This window comes from Candidatus Cryosericum terrychapinii, from assembly GCF_003570925.1.
Taxonomy (GTDB): domain Bacteria; phylum Caldisericota; class Caldisericia; order Cryosericales; family Cryosericaceae; genus Cryosericum; species Cryosericum terrychapinii.
Map to the genome: position 1 here is coordinate 1 of NZ_QXIS01000032.1, position 19,721 is coordinate 19,721.

Annotated in this window: 20 protein-coding genes; 11 read left to right on the forward strand and 9 right to left on the reverse strand. The window is 56.3% G+C overall.

Annotation, left to right across the window (positions count from 1 at the left end; genetic code table 11):
- Both SMC7_RS05165 and SMC7_RS05170 read left to right on the forward strand, forming a co-directional pair.
- Nucleotides 1-846: alanine racemase (locus SMC7_RS05165; RefSeq protein ID WP_119089287.1), on the forward strand; the 846-nt coding region annotated here is incomplete at its 5' end.
- 22 nt (nucleotides 847-868) lie between these two features.
- The gene (locus SMC7_RS05170) at nucleotides 869-2,452 is read left to right on the forward strand and encodes a hypothetical protein (protein WP_119089288.1); all 1,584 of its coding nucleotides are present in this window, start codon (nucleotides 869-871) and stop codon (nucleotides 2,450-2,452) included.
- 61 nt (nucleotides 2,453-2,513) lie between these two features.
- Here the strand turns inward: SMC7_RS05170 and SMC7_RS05175 are convergent, their stop codons facing one another.
- From SMC7_RS05175 to SMC7_RS05205, 7 genes are all read right to left on the reverse strand, one after another.
- Complete coding sequence (locus SMC7_RS05175) at nucleotides 2,514-3,155, reverse strand: CYTH domain-containing protein (RefSeq protein WP_119089289.1); 642 nt, start codon at nucleotides 3,153-3,155, stop codon at nucleotides 2,514-2,516.
- 1 nt (nucleotide 3,156) lies between these two features.
- A complete protein-coding gene (pepV, locus tag SMC7_RS05180) occupies nucleotides 3,157-4,560 on the reverse strand; it encodes a dipeptidase PepV (protein WP_119089290.1) in 1,404 nt (467 codons plus the stop codon).
- Between the two features lie 12 nt (nucleotides 4,561-4,572).
- A complete protein-coding gene (locus tag SMC7_RS05185) occupies nucleotides 4,573-5,112 on the reverse strand; it encodes a chromate transporter (protein ID WP_207798719.1) in 540 nt (179 codons plus the stop codon).
- Complete coding sequence (locus SMC7_RS05190) at nucleotides 5,109-5,726, reverse strand: chromate transporter (RefSeq protein ID WP_119089291.1); 618 nt, start codon at nucleotides 5,724-5,726, stop codon at nucleotides 5,109-5,111. The genes SMC7_RS05185 and SMC7_RS05190 overlap by 4 nt, the downstream gene beginning before the upstream one ends.
- Nucleotides 5,727-5,802: 76 nt before the next feature.
- On the reverse strand, nucleotides 5,803-6,777 hold the full coding sequence (gene pta / locus SMC7_RS05195) for a phosphate acetyltransferase (protein ID WP_119089292.1): 975 nt from the start codon (nucleotides 6,775-6,777) through the stop codon (nucleotides 5,803-5,805).
- 105 nt (nucleotides 6,778-6,882) lie between these two features.
- Complete coding sequence (locus SMC7_RS05200) at nucleotides 6,883-7,788, reverse strand: hypothetical protein (protein ID WP_119089293.1); 906 nt, start codon at nucleotides 7,786-7,788, stop codon at nucleotides 6,883-6,885.
- A gap of 34 nt (nucleotides 7,789-7,822) precedes the next feature.
- The gene (locus tag SMC7_RS05205; RefSeq protein ID WP_165845163.1) at nucleotides 7,823-8,368 is read right to left on the reverse strand and encodes an RNA polymerase sigma factor; all 546 of its coding nucleotides are present in this window, start codon (nucleotides 8,366-8,368) and stop codon (nucleotides 7,823-7,825) included.
- Between the two features lie 299 nt (nucleotides 8,369-8,667).
- On the opposite strand from SMC7_RS05205, the gene SMC7_RS05210 reads away from it, so the two are divergent.
- The 8 genes from SMC7_RS05210 to SMC7_RS05245 all read left to right on the forward strand — a co-directional run bounded on the left by SMC7_RS05210 (nucleotide 8,668) and on the right by SMC7_RS05245 (nucleotide 15,506).
- The gene (locus SMC7_RS05210) at nucleotides 8,668-9,243 is read left to right on the forward strand and encodes a hypothetical protein (protein WP_119089295.1); all 576 of its coding nucleotides are present in this window, start codon (nucleotides 8,668-8,670) and stop codon (nucleotides 9,241-9,243) included.
- 476 nt (nucleotides 9,244-9,719) lie between these two features.
- The gene (locus SMC7_RS05215) at nucleotides 9,720-10,205 is read left to right on the forward strand and encodes a hypothetical protein (RefSeq protein WP_119089296.1); all 486 of its coding nucleotides are present in this window, start codon (nucleotides 9,720-9,722) and stop codon (nucleotides 10,203-10,205) included.
- 181 nt (nucleotides 10,206-10,386) lie between these two features.
- Nucleotides 10,387-12,207, forward strand: coding sequence for a PQQ-binding-like beta-propeller repeat protein (locus SMC7_RS05220; RefSeq protein WP_119089297.1), 1,821 nt, complete (start codon nucleotides 10,387-10,389; stop codon nucleotides 12,205-12,207).
- Between the two features lie 69 nt (nucleotides 12,208-12,276).
- Nucleotides 12,277-12,741 (forward strand): hypothetical protein, encoded by a 465-nt coding sequence (locus SMC7_RS05225; protein ID WP_119089298.1) that lies wholly within the window; start codon nucleotides 12,277-12,279, stop codon nucleotides 12,739-12,741.
- 64 nt (nucleotides 12,742-12,805) lie between these two features.
- Entirely contained in the window at nucleotides 12,806-13,309 is a 504-nt protein-coding gene (locus SMC7_RS05230) for a hypothetical protein (protein ID WP_119089299.1), read from the forward strand.
- 26 nt (nucleotides 13,310-13,335) lie between these two features.
- The gene (locus tag SMC7_RS05235) at nucleotides 13,336-13,869 is read left to right on the forward strand and encodes a hypothetical protein (protein WP_126850731.1); all 534 of its coding nucleotides are present in this window, start codon (nucleotides 13,336-13,338) and stop codon (nucleotides 13,867-13,869) included.
- A gap of 181 nt (nucleotides 13,870-14,050) precedes the next feature.
- Entirely contained in the window at nucleotides 14,051-14,272 is a 222-nt protein-coding gene (locus SMC7_RS05240; protein ID WP_119089301.1) for a hypothetical protein, read from the forward strand.
- A 94-nt stretch (nucleotides 14,273-14,366) separates the two neighbouring features.
- Entirely contained in the window at nucleotides 14,367-15,506 is a 1,140-nt protein-coding gene (locus SMC7_RS05245; protein ID WP_119089302.1) for a hypothetical protein, read from the forward strand.
- 139 nt (nucleotides 15,507-15,645) lie between these two features.
- On the opposite strand, the gene SMC7_RS05250 is transcribed toward SMC7_RS05245, so the two are convergent.
- A complete protein-coding gene (locus SMC7_RS05250; RefSeq protein WP_119089303.1) occupies nucleotides 15,646-16,287 on the reverse strand; it encodes an ECF transporter S component in 642 nt (213 codons plus the stop codon).
- 264 nt (nucleotides 16,288-16,551) lie between these two features.
- On the opposite strand from SMC7_RS05250, the gene SMC7_RS05255 reads away from it, so the two are divergent.
- Entirely contained in the window at nucleotides 16,552-17,886 is a 1,335-nt protein-coding gene (locus tag SMC7_RS05255; protein ID WP_119089304.1) for a M20/M25/M40 family metallo-hydrolase, read from the forward strand.
- A 30-nt stretch (nucleotides 17,887-17,916) separates the two neighbouring features.
- Here the strand turns inward: SMC7_RS05255 and SMC7_RS05260 are convergent, their stop codons facing one another.
- Nucleotides 17,917-19,458 (reverse strand): hypothetical protein, encoded by a 1,542-nt coding sequence (locus SMC7_RS05260; RefSeq protein ID WP_119089305.1) that lies wholly within the window; start codon nucleotides 19,456-19,458, stop codon nucleotides 17,917-17,919.
- Between the last annotated feature and the right edge of the window lie 263 nt (nucleotides 19,459-19,721).

Here is a 19,721-nt window from a genome sequence, read left to right on the forward strand (position 1 = left end):
ATCCGGTCCCCGATGATTGGCCAGGTGGAAGCCGCAGTCGAAGCCTGTGACTGCATTCTCGTCAGCGAGCGACATATCCTGGTGAGCCTTTCGGACGCCGCTCGGGCTGCTCACCGCACCATTAACGTTGTTCCCATGATCGACGTCGGTGACCGGCGCGAGGGGATGTCCCCCGACCAGCTGGTTGCTTTTTCCCGGTATGCGATGATGCTGTCGGGCCTTCATGTGGCTGGCGTTGCTACCAACCTGGGGTGCTTCGCCCGTGTCCAGGCGACGCCGCGCAATCATCAACTGCTGGTGCGCTCCGCTCAGACGCTGCGTGACCAGCTGGGACTGGCGTGTGAGACTGTCTCGACCGGGGGCACGCTGACGCTGACGCTCGTCGAGCACGGTGCCATGCCCGCCGGCATCACCCAGGTCCGCATTGGCGAGGCTCTGGTGCTGGGGACGAGTACGGCTGACGGCAGGTTTATCCCGTGGCTCCGTCAGGACACTGCCATTCTGCGGGCGGAAATCATCGAGCTGCAGGATAAACAGGCGGAACCAGAGGGACTGGTCCGGTCGGATATCGCAGGTCCCGGCCCACGGTTGCGTGTCAGCTCGAAGGGACTGCGACGCCGGGCGGTGGTCGCCCTGGGCAAGATGGACACTGATATTGATGGACTGACGCCGGTCATGGACGGTGCAGTGGTGCTGGGAGGGTCCAGCGATCACCTGATTGTCGACATCACAGACGGGGAGAGCGACGTCGTCACCGGCGATGTTCTGGAGTTCCGGCTCTCCTATGCTGCACTGGCACGCGCTGCAGCAAGTCCATTTGTGCATTGCATCTACACTGGGGCATAAGAGTACAGTCGAGGGGGGCAAGATGAAGGAATGGAACTGGAAAACGATGGTGGAGCTGCCGGCTGATCAGGCACGGCAGGAGCCGGATGCTTCTGGTGTTCCTGAGAGCTGCCCGTGTTCGTGCCTTCGGAGCATGGTGCGCGTGGTGGACGCAGTCTCGACTGAGCAGGCCGTGCTGGAGGCCCAGGCGGCTCTCGGCGACGTGACCGGTAAGGTGCTCCTCTCCGTCTACCGCAGAGCGGCGGCCGAGGACCTACTGGACCTTGTTGCGACAGGACATGATATCGGCGACACGCTCGCGCGCATCAGGGTGCCGGTTGCGGCCGCCTCGATGCTGGCCGCCGTGCTGATGGATGGCGTCGTGCGCTGGGCGACGGCGGACGAGGGCGACGTGTCCATGGTCGGCGTGGCAGCGCTCCGTGACCGGGGACAGATCATTGGCTTGGTGGTCGCCGAGTTTGCACGCGGTGGTAGTACAGGCGTCGGCAAGGCGTCTGCGGTTTGCCTGCGCTGCGTGGTCTCCGTCATGAGTGTGGTCATCCTGAGAACAATGATCGATGAAGCACAGGGGAATCTGCTGACGTTGGCCCGTTATCGCAGTGTGGCGGAGCTTTCCGTGCAGGTAACCCACGACTTCAACAACATGATGCAGGGGGTGCTCGGCAACGCGGCGCTAGCCAAGATGGACGTACCCGAAGATAGTCCTGTCGCGGTGTCGATGGCTGCTATTGAGGAGTCCGCCACGCGGGCCTCAGTTCTGGCACGCAAGCTGCTGAACTTCGCGCATGACAGTGCCAGAGGCGGCGCAACATGCGACGCGGTCAAGGCGGCCTCAGATGCGCTTGACCTGGCAGGGACGCTGTACCTCAAGGGAGTCACAGTCACGAAGGATCTGCCTGGACATGCCGTTCCCGTGCGCATGACCGACAACGACCTGCAGAATACATTGATTCTGCTCATCAAATCCGGTGTTGTTCGGCTCAGGCCAGTCACTGGAGCCCAGTTGAGCATCGCCGGTGATCCGACGAGTGAGCGCGCAGAGGTTCGACTGGAGCTTGATGGCGTTACCCAGGCGATCAGTAGTGAGGATGGCACGAAGGCAGAACTGCTGGCGTCGGCGGCGCAGGCGGTGGCAACTAGGAGTGGAGCGTCGCTTGGCCTCGCGTCCGCCCCGGGAGTCATCAGCATAGTTCTGACGGTGGCAAGAGAGGTAACACAACATTCTTCGTCCGGTTCTGGCGCCACGGCGGCGCCGGCTCAGGGGATCGAGCTCAGGGGGACGCGCGTGGTGGTCGTCGGCAAGCCGTCACCGCTGGTCATGCTGCTCGGCGCGACAGGGTGTACAGCACAGGCGGCGTTGACCTGGGAGGATGCTGCACAGGATGTAGCACACTTCGCTCCAAGCGTAGCACTGGCCATCATCAGCGACAACTCCGACCTGGATGCGGCGGTGGAAGGCCGCAGGCGTCTGGGCCTGCCAGTTATTGTCATTTGTCAACATGGCGTCGGCTGTCCTGCCGACAAGGCATCGTCCGTCGATGGTGTCCTGGGGCTGCCTCTCGACCTCGACGACCTGCGTCGCATACTCACTCGCGTCCTTCACTGACCAATTGTGAATCCCATTGTACCAGGTACAATGGGATTCACAATTGATGACAGAATGTCCGTCAGATGAGTTCGAGTGCCTTGAGCCCGTCCTGGTACTTGGATGAGGCGCGACGGGGGACGACGGCGAAAAACGTCTCGAACGCGCGCATCAGATCCTGAAGACCCTCGACCGAACCGGCTTCCTGCTCAATCTCCAGTTCGGTTGCGTCTGCCTTGTGGCCAGGCTTGCGGGGGGAGCTGAAGACGACCGTGTCACACGCGATCTCGTAGGCGCGCTCGCCCTCATGGAGGACGTAATGGAGGGAGCGCTTGTCCATCGATCGCAGGGAAGCAGACAGGGTCACGTCCTTCAGCAGTCCAGCTGACGAAGGTATCAGCCGCAGGATGTCCTCCGCGCTTGGCAGTGATTTCTCCGAAAATCCCGGGGCGTCGACCTCGTCCTCGGGACGCTCCTGTACCAACCCGTCAGATGAGGCGGACGGACCCTTGAGAGAGAGAAAAACCCTGCCCTGCATGATGCGCAGGCGCAGGGCGTGGCGGCTGTAGAACAGGGTCAGTTCGGGAGTGTCGAGGTAGATAGTCAGGATGTCGACGGTTCCGGCGTGCTCGAGCGCGAAGTTTCCAATGTGGTCCATGGCGTTCAGGCGCCGAAACAACGCCTGGTCTAGGACCTGATACTTGACTTCGCGCTCTATGCCCACCTTATCCCTTCAGAAGCTCTGCCATGGCGTACGCGTAAATGCGCGTCGCCTTGAGCAGGGAGTCGACATCGATATACTCGTCCGGAGCGTGTTCAGTCATCGGCTGACCGGGGAACAGTGGTCCAAAGGCCACTGCGCCAGGGATGAGCCGCGCGTATGTGCCACCACCGATGGCAAAGCACTTTGCTTCCGTTCCTGTATACTCTGTGTACGCTTTCTGGAGTGTCTGGATCAGTGGCGTGTCGGGATCGACGTAGTGTGGCGTGCTGTCAGACATGACTGTGAACTCGATCTTGGTCCCCAGCAACTTCTCGACGAACTGGTCGGTGACCTGTTTGCTCGTGACCTTGATAGGATACCGGATGTTGATGACCGCGGTGCTGTTGTCATGATCGATCTGCAGGGTGCCCAGATTGAGTGTGAGGACACCCGAGACCTCATCCGCAAAGTCGACGCCGACACGATGTCCGGTCCACTCGGTACCGACCTCGCGTGCAAGGAACTGCAGGGACTCGTCGCCTTCGAGACAGTGCACGGCGTCCAACACCTGCAGCAGCTTGCCGATGGCGTTGCGGCCCTTCTCGGGAGTAGATGCATGCGCAGGCACGCCTTCTACGTCGAGCTTCAGCTCGCCGTTTGCGAGCGTCGTCGATACCGAGAACTCGTCCTTTGGCAGGCGCTCGATCAACCCTTGCAGGCGCTGCATCTTGTCATGATCGGTGATCAGGACCGCCTCGGCGTGCTGCGGTACGACGTTGGAACGCGTGCCGCCCTCGGCGTGACGCAGGATGCCTCCGTGCACGCCGTGACCGACCAGCTGCAGGTTGAGGATCCCCTTCTCGCCGTTGACGATAGGGAACTCACCATCCGGGCTGAATCCGGCCTCGGGGATGCCGTACTTCTTGAAGTAGTAGTCAAAGTCGACCATTCCGGACTCTTCGTCGGTGCCAAACAACAGCATGATAGCGTTCCTGGGCTCGATGTGCTGCGCTTGCAGCGCCGCACGGGCGGCAGCCAGCGCAAAGATGGAGGCAATGGCGGGTCCTTTGTCGTCGGTGGAGCCACGGCCATACAGCCGGCCATCCTTGATGGTACCAGCAAAAGGGGGAACACTCCAGCCCGTTCCTTCTGGTACGACGTCCACATGGGTCAGGACAGCATATTGTGTCCCGTCGCCACCCCAGCGGACGCGACCGACGTAGTTCTCCATGTTTTCGGCTGTGAACCGTCGTCCTTCGGCAGTCTTGAGCATGAACTCGAGAGCACGGCCGACCTCTTTGCCAAACGGTGCATGCGAGCTGGCTGTCGTTGGGTCTTTGACCGACGGGATAGCAATGGCGCCGGACAGGGCTACCATCATCTCGTTCTCGTGTTCGTTGAGATAGTTGTCGATAGCTTTCTTCATTCAATTCCCCCTTTATCTGAACATCAGGAGCCCGAGTCCACCGGCTGCAAGCAACACCAGGAACAGATTGAGCTTCTTCCCATACTTGAGTATAAGCAAAAGGATGCCGAGTGCTGCGATGTATCCCCACCACGCGGGGATTCCGCCCCTGGCGATGGAGTAGACGGCGTAGGTGAGCAGAGCCAGCACGACGGGTTGCAGACCGTCGAGAAATGCAGAGACCCAGCGGTTTGTGCGGAACGTATGTGCGACAGTCGCGATGATGAGAATGATGATGAACGAGGGCAGGATGACACCTAGTGAGGTGACCAGCGCGCCAGTGAGACCGCGCAACTTGTACCCGACAAACGTGGCCATATTGATGGCGACGGGACCGGGAGTGATCTCGCTGATGGCGACGAAGTCCAGAAACTCTTTCATTGGGACCCAGGCCAGATTGACGACCAAGTCTTTCTGCAGCAGCGGGATCATGGCCTGTCCGCCACCGAACGTGAACATCCCAATCTTGAAGAAAACGCCGAACAAGGCAAGGAAGCTGATCATGACGTTCATGACGTCCTCTTTGTGGTCGTCGTCCCTGCTCCCCGCGGTTTGAACGCCTCGACGGCGATGCCGATCAGGCCGCCGCCCAGGATGAGCCAGATGGGGCTGACCTGGTGAACGAAGAACAGGATGACGAGCGATGCCGCGCATACGACAGCGGAGACAATTGTCCATTTCTGCCGTTTGCCCAGGTCGAGGACAATGGTGGCGATCTGCGCCACGACCCCTACGATGACACCGGCAAAGAAGCGCTGGACCCAGACGTTGTCCTTGAAGCCGGGGAAGAAGACGGCGATGATGATGATGACGGCCACGGCCGGGATGCTGACGCCCAGTGTCGCAAGGACGGACCCCAGGACACCGCCCTGCGTGTAGCCGACAAATGTGGCCATGTTGACAGCGATCGGGCCAGGTGTGACCTGGCTGATGCCCAGCATGTCATAGAACTCCTCATCCTTGAGCCAGTGATATTGCTCAACGAGGTAGCGCTTCATCATCAGGATCATGGCGTACCCACCGCCGATGGTAAACGCCCCGATGATGAAGAAGATCCAGAAGAGCAGAAGCTGTTTTCTGACTGGCGCGTGACCGGCTGTGTAGGTGATGAGCTTCTTCTGTTCCATGCATTCCTCCGGAGTCACGAAAAGGGCAGCACACGGCCGCCCCAGATTTCTATGTCGTATGGGTCAGTCCCCGCAACTATGCGTTCAGCAACGCGATGCAGCAGACGTCGCGGATGTCTTCGGGCGAGCAGCCCCGTGACAGGTCGTTGGCCGGCTTTGCAAGACCCTGCGAGATGGGCCCGATAGCCTGGGCGCCCGCCAGCCGCTGGACCAGCTTGTAGCCAATGTTGGCGGCGTTGAGCTCGGGGAAGATGAAGACGTTTGCCTTGCCCGCGACCGGGCTGCCCGGAGCCTTGCGTTCACCGACGGAGGGCACGTACGCGGCGTCGAACTGCAGTTCGCCGTCGAGCAGGAGCTCGGGTGCCTTCTGGTGTGCCAGTGCGGTCGCCTCACGGACCTTTGTGACCATGTCGTGCTCTGCGGAGCCTTTGGTACTGAAGGACAGCATCGCGACAGCGGGCTCGATGCCTGTCAGGGTCTTGTACGTCTTTGCAGTAGCGATAGCGACGTCCGCCAGCTGGTCGACGGTAGGGTCAGGAATGATGGCACAGTCGCCAAAGCCCAGCAGCTTGCCGTCGGGCATCACCATGAGAAACATGGAGCTGACCGTCTTGCAGCCAGGTGCGGTGCCGAGAATCTGCAAGGCAGGCCGCAGCATGTCGCCGGTGCTGTGGACCGCGCCAGTCACAAGCGCGTGTGCCATGCCGGTTTCCAGCATGCAGGTGGCAAAGTAGATGGGGTCCACGGACAGCTCAGCCGCTTTCTCGGGTGTCATGCCCTTGGCCTTGCGCTTCTCATAGATCAGGGTGGCAAACTCGGCCGCCTTGGGTGATGTCTTCGGATCCACGATTTGCACCCCGGTCAGGTCGACGCCCAGCCGGGTCGCGTTGGTGCGGATGGACGTCTCGTCCTCGACCAGAATGACGTCTGCCGTTCCGCCGCCGACCAGCATCTGTGCCGCTTTCAGGGTGCGCTCTTCGTTGCCCTCGGGCAGAATGACGGTGCGGTGCAGGGCCTTCGCCTTGACCCGTATCTCTTCCAGTACACTCATGTGTTCCTCCCGCAAAGGTTGACTATGCCAAGCATTGTACCACGCCAGCGCTCAGCGTCCAGCGGGACGGCGAAACGTTCCGTGCTGTCCATTGCTGTTGTGTCTCTATGGCTCTGAGAGCACCACTTGAAGTCCAGGATCGTCGGTCAGGATGACGCCCGAGATGCTAGTCGTGTCCACAATGGCGATGATGCGCTGTGCGTCGATGTCGACGACCGCGGAAAGACTTGCGGTGTGTGAACCCGTAGTCTCAATGGGAACGGTCACAACCCGGCGCAGGAGTACGTAGCCGCTGCTGAGGTACAATGTGGTGGGGTCATACATGAACGCCGATTTCTGTTGCTGGCCTCCAGGGTACGGAGTTACGCGCTGATAGACTGCTGCAGTCATTGGGTGTGCCTCGACGACGCGCCCCAAAGCTGCCACGCTTGCATCGCGTGAAGCGATTTCCTCACCGGTTGCCAGATCCTGCGCTGTCAGCGTACGTGCATCACGAGGGGCGATACGAACAACGCCCTCGGTGAGCGATGACGATTGTGACGACGAGGCGACAATGCCAACGATGCCGTGCCCCGGCAGCAGAAGCAGGTGACCGGTCCCGCCCGCCAATTCGGCTCGCAACAGGCCAGTCCCGGCAACCTCGCGGACACTTGTCAAAAGTCCACGTGGATCGCGACCGGTCAACGAGGCAAGCGCCCGTTGCAGCGCACTGGGAGCAGAGTCTGCTGCTACAGGGACCAGGCGCACAACGCCGGCGGGAATCGTCTGTGTCTCGTGGACTGCCGTTACCATTGGTCGCGTCCAACGGTACCAGACCGTACCTGTAACCATCACGAGCACGACGATTGCCAGAGCACACGAGGTCCGCGCGACGATGTGCATTCTGTGCCGCCGCTGGTTTAGCCGGGCAATCAGGCGTGCAAGCGACGCCTCGGTACGGGCATGGTCCTCGGCCGGCTCCCAGTCTGTTGTCTCCAGCAGTTGCTCTATGTCTCTGTCATCTGTTTGCATGAGGTTGCCTCTCACCTATATAACGCACATGAGGTCAGATATCCGAAAGCTTGCGGCGCAGCAGCCCATATGCATGATTGAGAGCTGCTGTCACTTTGCGCGGACGACATCCCAGTTCACGTGCAACGTCCCTCGTCGGCATTCGCCTAAGATGTCGCAATGTCACGCACGCACATTCAAAAGGGTTCAACGAACTGATAGCGTTCAGGATTTCGGGGGCATGCGCTTCGATATTCTTCACCATGTCATCATCGGGGTCGCTGCAGGCGATTTCGGTGACGCCGAGCAGTCCTTCTCGCCCCCTCCTTCGTAGTTCGTCCATCGCACGGTTACGCGCCACGCAGTACAACCATGGCAGCAGGGGGCGGCGTGTCGAGGCGAGCCAGCCGAGGTGGCTGGTGAGCCGTGCAAACGTCTCTTCGGCAACGTCCTCGGCCAGGTCCCTGTCGTGCAGGATACTGAGAGCATAGGAGTAGATATGATGGTGATGGCGGCCGTATAGAACTGCAAATGCACGCGAGTCCTCCCGTGCCAGTATCAGCAACTGCTGGTCGCTCTTCTCCTGCAGATTGGGTTCCACTCCCACCTCCAATATGAGTATACGCACAAGACAACACAAAGACGAGCCAGCTAATAGCACACACGCTGTTTTGTCAGACAGTTGGCGCACAGACATGCTGGGAGACTGTGGACATACTAGGCAACAGGAGCATATATTGGTGGAACATTCGTGGTGATTCGGACATTCTGGACGATCTCCGTTATATAGATGAGAGGAGGTGAGATGGAGGTTTCAACAATGAGCAACAACATCTCCTCCGGCGACATCACATGGGAACCAGAGGGATACGTGGTACCAAGAGACTAGAGGAGGACTTCATGAAGAAGCGAATGCTTGGTATTGTGATCGCAGTAATGCTGGGAGTCAGTGGTTGTGTGGCAGTTGCTCTTGCGCACGCCTCACGGCCTGATGTCCATCCAGAGAATACGTCTCAGGGTTCTCTCACGCGCAGCGGCACGGAGTACTTCACTTCGAAGATTGCCGACTTCGGCATGGAACTCAAGCCCCTCGACGGGGTGCCGAGCGTTACCGAAGACACGGCCATTGCCATCGCAAAGCGCGAAGTAGGCGGCATCGATACGACCGCGGTGGATGCGGAACATATCACGGCCATGTACACCAGTTTCTCCGACTACCCCGCAGGCCCGGGCGAGTCTCCCTTGACGTTGCCCGGGACAACCAGGGTCATGAAAGAAGTCCCCGTCTGGATCGTGACCTTTCACGGCGTGTACATACCCCATTCCGGTCCCTGTATGATCGATGCCAGTGGCAACCGGATTCCTTCGACCAGGGATCCATGTGTGTTCGGAGACGCGAATGTCGTCCTCGATGCCGAGACGGGTGAAGTGCTCGAAGGCTTCAGCTACAACACCCCACCGGCAGCTCAGAACTAGTGTCGGTGGCTCACCCGCGAGTCGATTCTCAGCAATGCAACCGCATGTCATTTCGATGTTTTCACGGAATGTGTTTCTGACTTTTGAGGGGATCTTCGTTATATGAGTGAAGGGAGAAGTTTTCAGCAATTTCTCCCCTATCGCGTTATAGGTATGAAAGGGAATGGAAACGAGGCACGGGTCATGAGTGTGAGAGAGTAAGCACGAAGAGTGTGAGCCCCACTGCCGGAACTGCGGCAGGCGTTTCGTTCAAGGAAGACATCATTCGATGGGTGTGCAATGAGAAAGAATCAAGCTCAAGCAGTCTTACGAACGCTGTTGCATCCAGCCTGCAATGGATGGATTCCCAAGGAACATGGCAGTCTGGATGGAATGGTGCCTATTTCTATGTCGTTCCGCCGGCATCTGCATCTTGGGTCACCCAGTATCAAAGTGTTTCCAGCAGTCAATGAGATGGCCGACACAAGGGAGGTTCCATGAAGAGAAGAAGAGTACTGGGTTCACTTGCAGTGATGTGTGCGGTGCTGGTTGCTGCCACCCTGGTTTTTGTGAATGCGGGGCGTTTTCAGAGAGTCCCCAAGGCTGAAGCAGCACCGATCGAGATCGCAACAACGCTTCCGTCGTGGAAGGGCACGAGTCTTCGTGACATGGCGGTGAAGTGGGCCGCACTCTGCGGTGAAGAACATCCCACGGACATACGATTTGTGGAAACCACACGGCAAAAAGCAGCAAAACTGCTGCATGGCGCCAGAGTAGACAGCGATAATGCCTGTTATGCGGTAGTTTTGCACGGGAATTTTGTCGACACAAAGGCGTTTACGCCCGATGGCCGAAGCATTTACGGAACGACGATGACTTTTATTGTTCGCAGTTCAGATGGGGCCATGACAGATTTTGGGCTCAACGATCTGCCATATGCTGATCTTGATACTCTGGGTACTGTCAAAGCCATTGCTCCATAGGGCGGACGCCTTCAAGTTCTGGCATTTCGGACCTTTTGTCCTGCAAGTTAGCAAAGACATCGCCACCGCGTTACACTATTGTCGGAGGGTGTGATCTCCGCTGCGACGCCGCACCGATATGGCGTGCTGACCCGGGTTTCGATTTGCCATTGGATCAAGAGAGAAGAAGAGGGGGCAAGAAATGGACACGAACAGACAATCACAGAAACGTGTATGGGTTATTGCAGGACTGCTCGTACTGGCACTGTCCAGTACTGCCATAACTGGATGCCAGAGTCGGACAGATCCAGCGACTGTTGAACCTCAGAACCAGACAACCTCCGGGATTGTTAACAGCACATTTGTCGATGTAGATGGCCTGTTTGTGACGCCCACGAAGGTTATCGTCTCGTACCCCACCGAGAATGTGGACTTGGGTTATGACGCTTGCGCCGGCGGGCCACAGCTGCTGGACGGTACTCTATATACGTTCACGTACCATGGCAGAAGTGACGGCTATGATGATACGTGGACGACAGCATGGGACCAGACAACGGGCAAGAAGCTCTGGTCGGCATGCACCAACGCAGACACACTCAGCAACGCCGCCTTTCATTCGGATGGGAAGCACCTTTTCTATGTCAGTGCCGTTTTGAGTTTCGATAGCAAGTTATCCAGGACTGCAACATCCAGGTCTATCGCGTGTCTTGACAAGGCGACCGGCGCCATGCTCTGGAAGAATGACATGACGGTCGCCTCGCCATTCATGTTTCAATTTTACAGCGATATTGCCATGCATATCAACAAGCAGAGCAACACGATTGACCGAGTCTACATTCTTGGCGAAGAGGTAGAGCAGTTGCCCCTTCCTCCAGATAATCAAACGACATTCCTGGAGGTGACGCCAAAGGTGCGCAATCCCGGCATCTACATCCTTGATGGAACCAACGGGAAGCTACTAGGTCGCATTGACTTGCCTGCACTTTTTACCGGCTCCCTCTACGGTGGACAGTTACTGTGCGATGGCACAACATTATACGCCATTATCTCTGAATCTACTGAAGTTGAATCGCCTGCCGAGAGGTCTTTTCTTGTGGCATTTGACCTTACAAGGAACAAGATGTTATGGAAAGAAAGTATTGATGGAGAAGGCACAGATCTCGTCAAGCAAGGCAACATACTAGTTTTCATTCACAGTGCTGCGAGTATTAATGACTGGATCGACGTATGGCAGATCGATGCCACGGCAACTTCCGCTAAACGGCTCTGGACACGGAAAACTGGAGAGTCCCAGAGTGCGTACCATGTTTTCTCATTCGCCGTTGACAATACGTTTGTCTATCTTCAAGGAGACAAGGGGACGCTTAGAGCTCTGGAACTCGCAAACGGGAATGAAGCATGGGAGCAACGGTTTGTATCGTACAAAACAGGTGGATTGGATATGCCGCAAAATCTGTATCCAAATATGACTTTAACCATAACAAGAGACATTCTGTATGTTGAAGATGGTGGTGGACTTGTAGCAGCTCTTGACCCTGCTACTGGCGACGAATTCTGGAACAAGCGTGTCTCTCAGGTGGGCTGGGGTCAGACTCATACCGCCAATATGTTTGTGATGCAGGTGGTGGACAAAGGACTCCTTATCATTGCCTGGGATGGTAATGTCAAATTGTGGGCTATCGACGCAGAAAGTTCAGCGGCGGCAGAAAAAGTAATCAAAGAATATTATAAGTGCGTGAATGAGAAAAATGCTGCTGGAATGAAACAATATACGATTCCCGGCTTGGGGAACCCGTGGGAATTTGATAAGCTTGAGTATGCGAACTTGATAAGCGTTAGTGAGAGACAATCGCGAGAAGCAGGCATGAAAGTATTTGTGGTCATACTTGATGTCAAATATAAGCAGGGAGATGCGGGAGGTTCAGTAGAACCCAGTGGAAAATACACTTGGTACTATCTACTGAAAAGAGACAACGCGACTTCTCCATGGCTCATCTGTGACTGGGGCGGCGATGAATACTAATATGCAGCGTGCTGACGGCTCTGGTGACCAGGTTCCACTCCAAGACTGGGCCGAAGAATGGGGGCGTTCATGAGTGATCAGGAAGACCCCATAAGAACCACAGTCAAACAGGTGCACCAATGGACGACCCTAGACAAACAGAAACTAACCAAGCTTTCTTCAAGGCGACGTGCTCGTTGGGCGATTGTCCTTGCAACCTGGGTAGCGACACATGTGCTGCTGTTCTGGTCACTAGACCTGGGGCCGGCGGTAACAACAGCAGATGCGACCTCGCACGTTTCCTTGGGATTGCCGTTTCCCTTCCTGTATCAGGATCAGGCGTGGCAGTATTGGGACAAAGTCCCCATGAGAGCCCATTTCGTTTCTCCTTACGAGTTTCCCACCCATATGATCTTGCCCAACTACTTTCTTGATCTCGCCTTGGTTTGGGGAAGTCTCCTCCTGATCACATTGCTGATCCTGTGGGTGATACGAAAAGTAAGACTTCTGAAGGCGTATATCTTGCTTAAGACGCCGCATGATACGGCGCGCTGACGGCTGTGGGGACCGGGTTTCAATTCACCATACTTGTTGAAGGCACGTGTTGGAGGCGCATAGTATGAGCACAGACAGATTGGTCAGATTCATCGCTGTCGGTATAGTCTTGTTGCTCGTTGTCTCTATTGCCGGGTTTTTCTTGTATCGGGCACCCACAAGGTCGTTGCCGAATGAAGCGGACATCAACGCGATCTACCAGGTTGTCGGTGAATTTGGGGCGCGCCTGAAGGATGTGGTCATCACCACGTCCGACCAGAACGTGATTACCGCGGTGGACTTCAACTTGAAGCAGCTCATTACTGACCGACTGTATCAGGTATTTGTGCAGGACAAGATCAGGATCCCAGGAAGATACGTGTCAAGCCCATGGCCGGAACGCATTGAGATTGTCTCCGTACAGATGCTGGATAGCGGGTCTTACACGGTGAACGGAAGCCAAATCGTGATGACCGACGATACACTGGCTCACGGCGGCAATGCAGGAGAGACACCCATCACACTTACGCTCAAGAAGGTCAACGGCACATGGCTTATTGACGACGTGACGGGAGGACCAAAGGCATGACAAGCGTACTGTTGGAGGCGCATACCATGACAACAACGAAATCACGATCCTGTTCAATAACGGCTACGTTCATGATCGTCCTGCTTGCAGTGGTTCTTGTGGCGGGTTGCTCGCCAAGAGTCGTTGGAACAGTTGAGGTTCCCGTGGGAGATGACTTGACGACGCCTAGTGCGGAAGGAACGTCTGTGTCTCCCTATGGAGATATCATTGCTCTGTCAATTCTCAAGGAAGAAGGGAAATATCCTTCAGACTTCTCTGTCACTGTGAAGGTTCTGGAAGTTCTCAATACGAGATCCGTCAGAGGGGAGATTATGCCTCCTATTCCATTTGGGGAGCTGCAGCAAGGGAACATGATATATCTCTATCTCTGTACTCCCTTGTCAGAGAAGGCAGACAAGCTTTCCGACGGCACGATAGTGTACAAGGGCAACGGATATCCGCAGATCGTTGCCGCAAGACACTATGATGTGACCGGAGTTCTCCAGCCTGGTTGGCAAGATTATCCTTTTGTCTACGTTCCCACCGCGAGTCAGATCAAGCAGACTTCATCGGGGAACTAGAGTCGGATCGGCATCTCTAACTCTCTCCTGCAGATCAGTCAAAATATCATCACTGTGTTACGCTTGTGGTGGAGGGTATGATCTCCGCTGCGACACCTTATGGATGCGGCATGCTACCGACTCTGGTGACCGGGCTCCTGTCCACCACTCTCGTTGAAAGTACGTGTTGGAGGCGTATCTCATGAATACGAACGGACTAGTCAGGTTTATTGCAGTAGGCATCGTGTTGCTGCTAGTGATCGTTTCTGTCCAGAAGGAGGACGACACGTCGTACACAGTAAACGGAAAGATTATCGGGATGACCAGCGTTGAGATGACGCAGGGCGGTAATGCGGGAGAGACATCCATTACGTTCACGCTCAAGAAGGTCAAGGGCACATGGCTCATTGATGAGGTGAAGTGACGCGACAACTCTCCTTATACGATAAGGAGCCGATGCTGGCAACTGGGTTCCTGTCCACTGCTTCTAATGAAAGCACCCGTTGGAGGCATGCAACATGAAAACAACGAAATCACGATCCTGTTCAATGGTCGTCACGTTCATGAGCATCCTGCTTGTCATAGTTCTTTTGGCAACAGGTTGCGCACAGAAAGTTGTTAAAGTAGAAGGACCACAGATCAACATGATGCTGGAAACCAATTTCACATCGTCGGAATACGATGCGAGTTCACTTCTTCTGTGGAATATTGGGCAAAACACACTGCAGAGCTCTGACACATCCGTCGTACATGTGAGTGATTTCAATAATGGGGGAATACTGTGCTGGCAACCTGGTTCACCCGTTCGAGTCGTTCAACAATGGAGTTACCTGAGCAAGAAACCACTCTTGACGACGACATCCAAGGATGTGGATCTTCTGGTTCCACCCGCGGGGATGCAGTACTTGGTCAGAAAAGATGGTGGTATCAGACGGTGGTATGCTTCAGACGAGAATGCTTTTGTGAGCGTTCCCGCGCAACCAGGTTTACTCAATGAGACGCCTGGCACTAAGACTATCACAATAACAGAGCAGGGCGTTGCTTCCGGTTCAAAGGCACAGATACTGACTGTCCCCCTTCCCTCTGGGCTTACGCAGATGGTCGTGGAATATGGAAGCGGCAGCATTGAAAAGGGATTTGTTCTCTTTGATGCAACAGAGCCCAACGCGACGTTGCCGCGCTTCATCTTGCTTCTTCGTCTGAACAGCGGTAAAGCAACGTGGTTATGGTGCGACGACGCATTCGGTGGAATCATTACTTCAGACCAGGGTTCGAGTTTTGCACGTGTCGGATCACTCCTCTATTTTACTCATACTGATATGAAAATCGGTTGCATTGATACATCAGCGACCTCGCTTTCAGTAACATTGCCAGAAACAATCAATACGCTCCTCGCCAAACTTCATCGTGAACAGCCTACCGATGCTCCGTACAATGTGCAGGCTCAGCTGGCAAGCGACAATGGTACGTTGATTATTGAGTATCCCGATGCCAATTGGAACGGTCTGTATTATGCCGTAGACGCATCTGGAACAGTTCTTGGAAGCCTTCGTTCAGACAAGACTTCGATAACAAGTTTTGACGCGAAGGGGAAGCAGGGCTCCTCCATTAACACACCAGGGAGTATCTCCTCTCCTTCCATCGGCCTCTTTCAATAGGATGTTTCATAAGCATCACGCATAGCGAAGGACTCATCCCTGTTCATACAAGAGCCGGATCAGATACACTGATCCGGTTTTGTTGTAGAACCCTCCATGTCCAGCAGAAGAGCCCGTGAGCATACGCCCACGGGTGAGCTTAGCCAATATCGTGCTTCATATTCTTCTGTATGGGTCGACAGACGGCGTACGCGGCGACTCCGCCGATGATCGCTTCGGGAATGCCGCTCGTCAGGATGGTCAGGCCGATCAATCCGAGGAGCAGGTTGAACCCTTTCCCCAGCACCGTTGCGTAGTTATGCCCGAAGAAGACGTAGATGCCCCCCAGGACTCCCAGGGTGTTCACGAGACTGCCCAGCGCTCCGCTGAGGCCGTAGACGACGCCACTTTTCCAGTTCAAGCGGGTAAACAGCTTGAAGCAGGCACCCGCTACGACGCCGACCAGGATCCTCGGTACGAAACAAATGACCAGGCTCCACACATTTCCATGCGTGGCCCCGAGCATGTAGAACGGAGTGAAGACAAACGCGACCAGAGGGTTCGGCGGTGTGAACGTCCAGACCAGGAAGCTGAACAGGCCGGCGAATGCCCCCATACAGGCGCCCGCGCCGGTGCCGAGAAGGATGGCCGTGATGATGACGGGAACCATGCCGAGCGTCGCGACGATCGGTCCCACCGCCGGAAGGGAGCCGAGTGGTGTAAAGCAGACCACGGCCTCAATAGCGAGAAGCATGGCGAATTGGGTCAAAGTGACAGTTTTTCTTTTAAGTGGTGTTTTCATGCCAAACCTCCATGTAACAGAGTGCGGCATCCTCGGCGCAACAGTCGCGGCCGCTTCCCGGCACGGAGAAGGCGGCGATGTCGTCATACGAGACCACCTTACTGAGGGGTCTAGTATTTATTGTAGCAGGTTTTCTGCAGCGAGGGTCTATACTGGTGCCGCGCGAGGTTGGATGTCCGGAGCGCGAGGTGACATGAATGGGTGATGTGATGCCGGGGGCAGCTGCAAGATTAAAGTCATGCTATACAACATAGGAGGGATGACATGCCCAAACAGTCGGTGAACACATTGGCTTCTATATACAAAGGCCCCGTAGAGTTATTGCAGAGACTCATCCAATTCGACACAACCAATCCCCCTGGTAATGAGGCCGCATGCATTGGGTTCATCAACAACTTGCTGACCGACGCAGGTTTTGAAACAAAGGTCTTGGCTCGAACACCAGAACGTCCCAACCTTGTCGCCCGACTCCACGGGCAGGGCGAGGCCCCTCCACTGTTGCTCTACGGCCACGTCGATGTGGTCACGACTGCAAGCCAGATCTGGCAATATCCACCATTCGAGGGCAGAGTGGCAGATGGCTTTGTCTGGGGTAGAGGCGCCCTGGATATGAAGGGTGGTATCGCCATGATGACGGCTGCCTTCCTGCGCGCCAAAGCCGAGAATTTGCACTTGCCTGGTGACGTTGTCCTGACGATCGTAAGTGATGAAGAAGCCGGCGGAGACTATGGCGCAAAGTACCTGGTCGAGAACCATGCGGACCTGTTCCAGGGGATTCGATATGCGATAGGCGAGTTTGGCGGATTTACGTTCTACGTCGGCAAACAACGCTTCTATCCTGTCATGATTTCAGAGAAGCAAATCTGCTGGATGAAAGCAATTGTCCGGGGGCAGGGTGGACATGGTGCGATGTCCGTGCATGGTGAAGCCATGGCAAAGCTGGCACGAATGATCCAGCAGCTCGACAGACACCACTTGCCTGTGCACATTACCCCTGCTACCCGCCTCATGGTTGGAAAGATGGCCTCGGCGTTACCTATGCCGACAAGTCTGGTTCTGCGTCAGCTTCTCAATCCTATGCTGACGGATCGTGTGCTGAACGCGCTTGGCGCCAAGGGACAGGTCTTCTTCCCGCTACTGCACAACACCGTCAATGTTACGGTTGTGCGAGCCAGTGATAAGGTCAATGTGATACCAAGCGAGATCACCGTTGAGCTGGATGGGCGTTTGCTTCCTGGTTTCAAACCCGATGACATGCTCACTGAACTGCATCAGATCGTTGGAAGCGAAGTCGAACTGGAAGTTGTCCGGTACGACCCCGGGCCATCCGAGCCGAACATGGGGCTGTTTGGCACCTTGGCGGATGTTTTGCGCGAGTCCGATCCCGAAGGTACACCCACACCGTATTTGATGGCCGCTATCACAGATGCGCGTTTCTTCTCGCGCTTGGGCATTCAGACCTACGGTTTCCTGCCCATGGTACTTCCTGCTGATTTCAATTTCATCCAAACCATTCATGCAGCCAATGAACGTATTCCTGTGGAGGCGTTGGACTTTGGCACAAATGCGATCTGCAAGTTGCTCCAGCGGTTTACGTAGGTCAGACGTCGCCCCCTGACGTTCTTTGAGCTAGTCTGTCTGGTTCTGGGTGATCCCGAGAGACATCGTCTCGGTCTGGCCTTTCCACGTGATGGTCAGAAGAAGCTCCTGGGTGGCTCCTGGTCCAGAGTACCTGCCGACGATCAAGCCTTCGTTGTGCAGAACCCATCGACCTGATTCGGCCCCCAAGTCTCCTGATTCAGCCGACAAGGTTCCTGGTTTGAGTTCCCCCTGATCGCTCAGCTCATAGCGGACCTGGGTGATGGTCTCCGAAGAAGGGCCGGTCCATGAGACGTCGAGGTTCGCGCTGCATCTCGTCTCTCCATTCTTGAGAGGCGTCCTCATCAGGACAATGTACTTCGCGTCCCAGTGCGCGGAGGAACCAGCGAGCGTTATCGTTGTCGTGGTGGCAGCGCCAAAGAGACTATCGCTCGTACGTGGAGACGACAGTGCCGGCGCCAACGAGACAGTTGCAAGTGCCAGCACGAGGAGGGGAGTGGCCATCGCGAGCTGCCACTTGACTGCAAGCAACCCGTTGCCGCGTGCAGGGACCGACTTGGCGGAGGTGACCTGTTCAGCCACTCTCGGCTTTTTCGCGTCTGCATAGTACTGGCTGGTGATTGCGAGAGCCACGAAGACCAGAAATGTGTGAACGTCTATCAAGGAGAACCTGCTATTGCCATCCAATCCGGAGGCGTAGCTTACTCTCAGCCACGAGAGGATCTTCTCGATGACGTAGATCACCGATGGATTGGAGATGAGCAGGACGGTGCCCACAGCGAAGGCCAACCACAGGTGCTGCAGCAGGAACGCGAGGCCCTTGCGGAGGGCTGCCCGCAGGTTCTCACTGTCTGCTACGGCAGCATAGACGAACAGCGCCGCCACGGTGAAGACGCCGATCGTCAGCGCCGGCTGAAGTAGCCCTGCCCAGAGGGGAGCGAAGTCCATGTTGGAGAAGAGGCGTGCCAGCACCCACCCTGACGATCGTTCGCATGCCAGGTTGATGAAGAAAAGCGAGAGACCGACGGCAAGGGCGCGGCCGGCGGTGCGCCACGTGGCCCGTGCCCCCGCCATCGCGACGACAGCGCCGACAATACAGTACGCCGGCAGGGTGAATGCTTGGAATACCACGAGAACCCAGTTGGTTGAAGTAATGGTATGTGAGTCATACTTGAACACGAAGATCCACAGAGCGAGTGCCGTCAGGTTGGCCGCCACGAACACACATGCCGTCTCCAGCATCACGAGCGCATGTCTTGGGCGCCGCTTGCGCCACGCCGGCAGGAGTCCGACCAGCAGCCACCCAAGAGCGTATGCAGTGACGACTTGGAGCGCTCGGGCGTTGAACCACTGAAGAGGGTCGTTCCCAGCCGTCCCCAGGTACCAGAGCGTGAGCTCCGGCGTAAACAGGGCCTTACCTGCATAGGCGTCGCCCAGGGTGTACATCAGCATGATGGAAACGACAAAGCTCGCGCCTTCCGCTACGACGCGCGAGAATCCTGCAAGCAGGAACCACCACTGCCAGATCGTCCCGTGCCATACGGCTCGCAGACTGCGGCCAAACTGCTTCATGGAAATGCGCCTCCTTCTTGCTGTATCAATTAATTATGCCACTGCTGGACGTTGCGGTCAAGGGAAGACATACGACGTGTGGCCTGCACGACCCCCGTTGTTCCCGGAGACGCGGCCCCCACAGATCCGACCAGAGATGGATACCTGTATGCACAGCTTTCCAGCGAGGGGGCCCAACACATGCAGTTCCTGCAATCTTTTAGAATGTTGATGCTTGCGGCATGACAACGCGGTGACCGGCAATATACTGTTTATTATGCGAG